Raw genomic sequence first — 5553 nt, forward strand, 5'->3', positions numbered from 1 at the left:
ATCACCACTCAACAACATCTGGCTTGCCAAGAATCCGTGGTTTGAAACGGACGTCGTGCCCGCACTACAAAAACGTGTCGCAGATATCTTAAAGAAATAAAACAAGCCGACCTGATTTATAACCAGGTGAACTGAACCCCAAAAATTGGAGTGAAGTTTAAGCGGCTAACTGGTCGGAAAGATTTCGGTATTGAACCGGAGTTTTTCCGGCCAGTTTTGTTTTTATCCGCTTGTTGTTGTAGTAATAGACATAGTTAGTTATGGAGGATTTTAATTCGTCATAACTTTGATAGTGGTTGTTATGCACCGTTCCTACCTTCAAGATGTGGAAGATACTCTCAGCCATTGCGTTATCTAGGCATGTCGCTTTGCGACTCATGCTTTGGAACACACGGTTAGTCTTCAACCGTGATACATACTCATAATTTTGACCCGAATTATTCATCAAGACAAACAAAACCCCGCTGAAACAGCAAGTTAATACCGTTTCAGCGGGGTTTGCGCTTTCACCCGTTGGGTGAAAACCATAGGAGCTCTTTTTTATGATATTTTGTTAGTGGAAAACAAACCAAATACTCAAAAATTGGAGCGTCTAAAATTATGACTCAAAAAGTATTACCTAGCAACCATTTAGTTGCAGTTTCAGACAATGGGGCACCAATTACCTCGGATGGTGGCAACGTACTGGCAGTTTCAAGGTGATTTATTGTATTTTACTGATCTAGCTGTGGTTAAAAATTTAGTGCATGAATAATCCGTGTTAATAAGCCTTGACGGAATAAATTAATATTTTTTGGCCGTGAAGATGGCCATTTATCAAAAGCACAGTTAGATTTGCTAGAACGAAAAATAATTGAAAAAATGAAACGAGCAGAAATCGAACTAGATAAATAATACCCAGGGTAATCAGAGCTATATTGACTTATTTGCTAGTGATGATACCAAATTTGATAGGTTGGACCCTATTCTAAACAACGATACTATCTTGATTTTATTTGGTGACAGCATTATGCAGGAAGCTCTTACAGAGACGTCTTTACTAAATTAGTATCTACACTTGTTCTGTCATCAGATTGGGGAGTGTTTCGTTAGCTGATATTAAGTTTTGGGCGAATTTAGCGACCCGAATTGGTGTGAGTGCTGCTAATGGCAATTGGCAGGCCCGCGATAAGAAAATGTACGTCTAGTCTTGGTAGGTAACCGCAATTTCCAATGTCACGTCGATTTCACGACCGAGCTCATCATGGTGCCCATACGTCGGATAAGTGGCGAGAAAGTCAATCGCAGGTCATTTTGAATTTGAAGGCCCAAGTTGCCGGGTTGAATCAACAAATTGAAGTGTTGTCGAAGTTATTAGGAGTTAAACATGAAGACATTAATATTGACGATGTACAAGGTCAATGGAAGTGGACGGCGATTGAGGTGATGAACAATGATCATTTGAAGATGATTTTGGTTCGTAGTGAAAATTAAGAGTTCCGTGAACGCTTGATTAACCAAGCGTTCGATACCAGTGTGACCATCGTTGAAGTTGAACAATTCATGGAACACTATGAAGCTGGTCAACGTGGTGGTCAAGTTGGGGCGCAAAAGTTCAAGGATCGTTATGACGATTACGATGTCCTGGTGATTGAAAACTTGGAGCAATTGGCCGGTAATCGTGCTAAGTTGCAAGAAGAATTATTTGATCGCGTCTATGCCCGTTCACACGCTGGTAAGTTGACGGTGCTATCAGGTAATGCGGCCTTTATTATTGGTGGTGAATCTGAAGAGTACTTGCAAATGTTGAGTTTGGGTAAGAATATTTTTGTGGGCTAACAATAGCCAAAAAGCCGGTGGGACTTTGTGTCTCACCGGCTTTTTTAGGCAGTTGTGGCCCCTTGCAGTAATTCTGGTACAACGTAAACCGATGTCACTGTTTCGCCAGCCAATTGCTTCATCATTAAAGCAACCATATGTTGGGCAATGGTTGCAAGTGGTTGCTGGATCGTCGTAAGCGGCAACTCCGCTAGTTGATGGACATAGATACCATCGAAACCAACAATGCCTAAGTCGGTGGGCACTGTTAGTCCCTGGCTACGACCAGCCCGCAATGCACCTAATTCCAATCGGTCTGTCGCAGCCACAATCCCGGTGCTACCACACAGGTTTAGGCCGGCTAAAAAGGCTTGGGCTGCGTGCTCATCATTTGGCAGATGATATATCTAAGTTGTCCGACCAGCTGTTAACATCGCGTCACGGTAACCAGCCTCGCGATTAATAGCAAATGGTTCAGGCATATCGATGCCAAGATAAATCAGGCGCGCATAACCAGCGTCGAGCAGGGTGTTGGTCGCCAACTGGGTGCCGGCCTTATTGGCGATATCCACTGACGGGATCCCCGGTTCAGTACCATAAATGACGACAGGAACGGTTAAACTCTGCAAGAGTTCAAAATCTGATCCGCGAGCGCCACTGACTAAGAAACCATCCACGTTTGTTAAATCAAAATTACGATCGTGCCGCATTTCTAAGGTGTAACCAGCTTGCCGTAATTCATCCGTTAAATGCAGCAATAAATGCGCATAATATGGTTCAATTTCATTGATATCATCTAACAAGATGAAGGCAATATTATAGTGCCGATTGTTGGCAAGCGCTCGACCAGACCGGTTTTGGACATACCCCAGTTCGGCAATCACTTTCTGGACATCAGCAATAATCTTGAGTGATACCTGATCAGGGTAGTTGAGAACGCGTGAGACGGTCATTTTCGAGACGTGAGCTTCCCGTACTACGTCTAATAGTGAAACCATAATGATTCTCCTCAAAACTAACGAAAACGTTTTCAAAATAATCTATCTCCATCACAACACAAAAATATGAACGAGATAAGGGCAGTCTGGGAAGTCAAAGATGTTACCGGTAACTTCAAAAAACACTTTTATTTGATTTTAGGGTCTGTTATAGTTAAAATCGTAAATTAAGCGCTTACATTTTCAAACAAAAACACAATTTAGTTTATAAGGGGAACGAAAATGACAAATGAGGAGACTCGTCAAAAGCTACCAACGTTACCATTACATACCATTTGGATGTTGAGTTTCGCGTTCTTTGGGATACAAATGGGGTTCTCGTTGCAGAGCTCAAACTTGGGGCGACTATTACAAACACTGGGAGCTGATCCGCACTCGCTGGGGTGGTTCTTTATCCTGCCACCGACTGCCGGCTTGTTCGTGCAACCAATTATTGGTCGTTTATCAGATAAGACATGGAATCGATTTGGTCGTCGCATGCCTTATCTGATTGTCGGAACGGTTGTGTCAGCCATCGTGATGTTTTTATTGCCTAACGCAGGAAACTTGGGCTTTAAAGCAACAATCGCGTTGATCTTTGGTGCCATCACCATCATGTTTATGGACACATCATTCAACATGGCGATGCAACCAATCAAAATGGTCGTTGGTGACACGGTTAACGAAAAACAAAAGGGCTATGCTTATTCAGTGCAATCATTCTTGGCTAATGCTGGTTCAGTATTAGCATCAATTTTCCCATTCGCATTGACGGCGATGGGCGTGGCCAACACGGCTAAGCCAGGAGTCATTCCTGATTCAGTGGCGATTTCATTCTATGTTGGTGCGATTGTTTTGATAATTACGACCATCATCGCGGTGATTAACGTCAAGGAATATGATCCAGAAACATATGCCAAGTATCACGGTATTCAAGAAGAAGGGCCAAAAGAAAGTGTGATGCATTTGTTGAGGCACGCACCAAGTATTTTCTGGAAGCTGACAGTTGTGCAATTCTTTAGCTGGGTAGCTTTCCAATACCTTTGGACGTATGGAACTGGGGCGATTGCTGATACAGTTTGGCATGCTACGGATGCTCATTCAGCCGGCTATCAAGCTGCTGGTAACTGGTTCGGTGTGTTGAGTGCCGTGCAATCAATCGGCGCCGTACTTTGGGCTTTGGTTTTGACGAAGGTGAAGCCAGCGCAAGAGTTCTTCGCTTATGGCGGTAGTTTGCTACTTGGAGCCATTGGGTTTGGCTCAATTTTGTTCATTCATAACCAATGGGCTTTGCTAGCGTCATTCATGTTAATCGGCTTTGCCTGGTCATCAATTTTGGCTTATCCATTCACATTTTTGACGAATGCATTGGATGGTAAGAATAACGGCACATATTTGGGTCTATTCAACGGGGCCATCACGGTTCCACAAATTGTGGCGTCGGTTGCCTCATTTGGCTTGTTCCCATTGTTGGGTTCATCAATGCCACACATGTTGTTAGTTTCTGCAATTGCTTTGATCATTGCAGCATTGTCAGCGGTGCGTTTGCTCCGTGGTCACGTTTAAAAATAATAGGAGAATATCATGAAGCGAATTTTTGAAGTTAATCCTTGGACAATTACCTCGCATGAGTTGCAACCAGCGGATAAGCGTTTGCAAGAATCAATGACGTCACTTGGGAATGAGTATATGGGGATGCGGGGCATGTTTGAAGAAACATATTCCGGCGACTCTATGCAAGGCGTTTACATTGGGGGCGTTTGGTTCCCTGACAAGACGCGTGTTGGTTGGTGGAAAATCGGCTACCCAGAGTACTTCGGTAAGGCGATTAATGCGTTGAATTTTGTGAAAGCGATTATTCAAATTGATGGGGTCACGGTTGATTTAGCAACGGTACCTTACACTGATTTTGAAGTCACTTTGGATATGCAAGCAGGTGTCCTGCACCGTCAATTTACGGTTAACGGTGTGCGGGTACAAGTCGATCGCTTCATCTCGGTTGCGACGAAGGAACTGGCTGATTTGCGGTGGTCATTCACAGCTATTGATGGGCAGACCCACGATGTGCAGTTGACGGCATTGATTGATGGCGACGTCGTCAATGAGGATTCAAATTATGATGAAAAATTCTGGGACGTGCTTGATGCAGAAGTAACCAACGACACGGCGTTCTTAATGACGCGAACTGTGCCCAATCCATTTGGTGTGCCCCAATTTACAGTGGCGGCCCAGCAACGATTTGTGTCGGATTTGCCAGCAATTGATGTTGTGCAAGAAGACAAACAAGTTGGAAACATTTTTGCGGGTCAAGTTGGTGCGGTAACACAGCGCATTGAAAAGCGTGTGATTGTCACGACTTCACGTGATTATGCAGATGCTGCTGCTGTTAAGCATGCAACTGACACTATTTTTGCAAGCATTGCATCAGCAACCTATGACGACTTGTATGATGCACACGCGGCTGGATGGGCGGAACGTTGGGAAAAGGCCGACGTTCAGATTACTGGTGACGAAGCGGCCCAACAAGGCATTCGCTTCAACTTATTCCAATTATTTGCCACGTATTATGGTAACGATGCGCGTTTGAACATCGGACCAAAGGGCTTCACTGGTGAGAAGTATGGTGGTGCGACGTATTGGGATACGGAAGCGTTTGCCATTCCAGTTTACCTAGGGGTTACTGATCCAGCTGTCGTGAAGTCATTGTTGAAGTACCGTTATCAACAAATCGAAGGGGCTTACCACAATGCTAAGCAACAAGACTTGGCTGGGGCTTTGT

The 5553-nt window shown here is 44.1% G+C and carries 6 protein-coding genes and 2 pseudogenes; 5 read left to right on the forward strand and 3 right to left on the reverse strand.

The genetic code is table 11. The features are described from left to right. Nucleotides 1-100 (forward strand): annotated as a pseudogene (locus C6P11_RS11220) (uracil-DNA glycosylase family protein); the annotation flags it as partial. 57 nt (nt 101-157) lie between these two features. On the opposite strand, the gene C6P11_RS11485 reads toward C6P11_RS11220, so the two are convergent. After that, nucleotides 158-445, reverse strand: coding sequence for an IS3 family transposase (locus C6P11_RS11485; RefSeq protein ID WP_135519232.1), 288 nt, complete (start codon nt 443-445; stop codon nt 158-160). Nucleotides 446-1212: 767 nt separating this feature from the next. Here C6P11_RS11485 and C6P11_RS11225 point away from each other — a divergent pair. Together C6P11_RS11225 and C6P11_RS11230 are read left to right on the forward strand one after the other, a co-directional pair. After that, the gene (locus tag C6P11_RS11225) at nt 1213-1473 is read left to right on the forward strand and encodes a hypothetical protein (RefSeq protein WP_245299781.1); all 261 of its coding nucleotides are present in this window, start codon (nt 1213-1215) and stop codon (nt 1471-1473) included. A 15-nt stretch (nt 1474-1488) separates the two neighbouring features. Then, nucleotides 1489-1818, forward strand: a complete 330-nt coding sequence (locus tag C6P11_RS11230; protein WP_245299782.1) for a DnaA ATPase domain-containing protein — start codon at nt 1489-1491, stop codon at nt 1816-1818. Between the two features lie 44 nt (nt 1819-1862). Here C6P11_RS11230 and C6P11_RS11235 read toward each other — a convergent pair whose 3' ends face one another. Continuing rightward, nucleotides 1863-2204 carry a substrate-binding domain-containing protein gene (locus C6P11_RS11235; RefSeq protein WP_348628391.1) on the reverse strand — a complete coding sequence of 114 codons (342 nt, stop codon included), beginning with the start codon at nt 2202-2204 and terminating at the stop codon, nt 1863-1865. Next, complete coding sequence (locus C6P11_RS11240) at nt 2205-2795, reverse strand: LacI family DNA-binding transcriptional regulator (RefSeq protein WP_245299786.1); 591 nt, start codon at nt 2793-2795, stop codon at nt 2205-2207. A gap of 222 nt (nt 2796-3017) precedes the next feature. On the opposite strand from C6P11_RS11240, the gene C6P11_RS05260 reads away from it, so the two are divergent. Both C6P11_RS05260 and C6P11_RS05265 read left to right on the forward strand, forming a co-directional pair. Beyond that, a complete protein-coding gene (locus C6P11_RS05260; RefSeq protein ID WP_135519235.1) occupies nt 3018-4340 on the forward strand; it encodes an SLC45 family MFS transporter in 1323 nt (440 codons plus the stop codon). Between the two features lie 18 nt (nt 4341-4358). Further along, a pseudogene (locus tag C6P11_RS05265) lies at nt 4359-5553 on the forward strand (glycoside hydrolase family 65 protein); the annotation flags it as partial.

The sequence above is a fragment of the Weissella confusa genome, assembly GCF_004766315.1.
GTDB lineage: Bacteria > Bacillota > Bacilli > Lactobacillales > Lactobacillaceae > Weissella > Weissella confusa_A.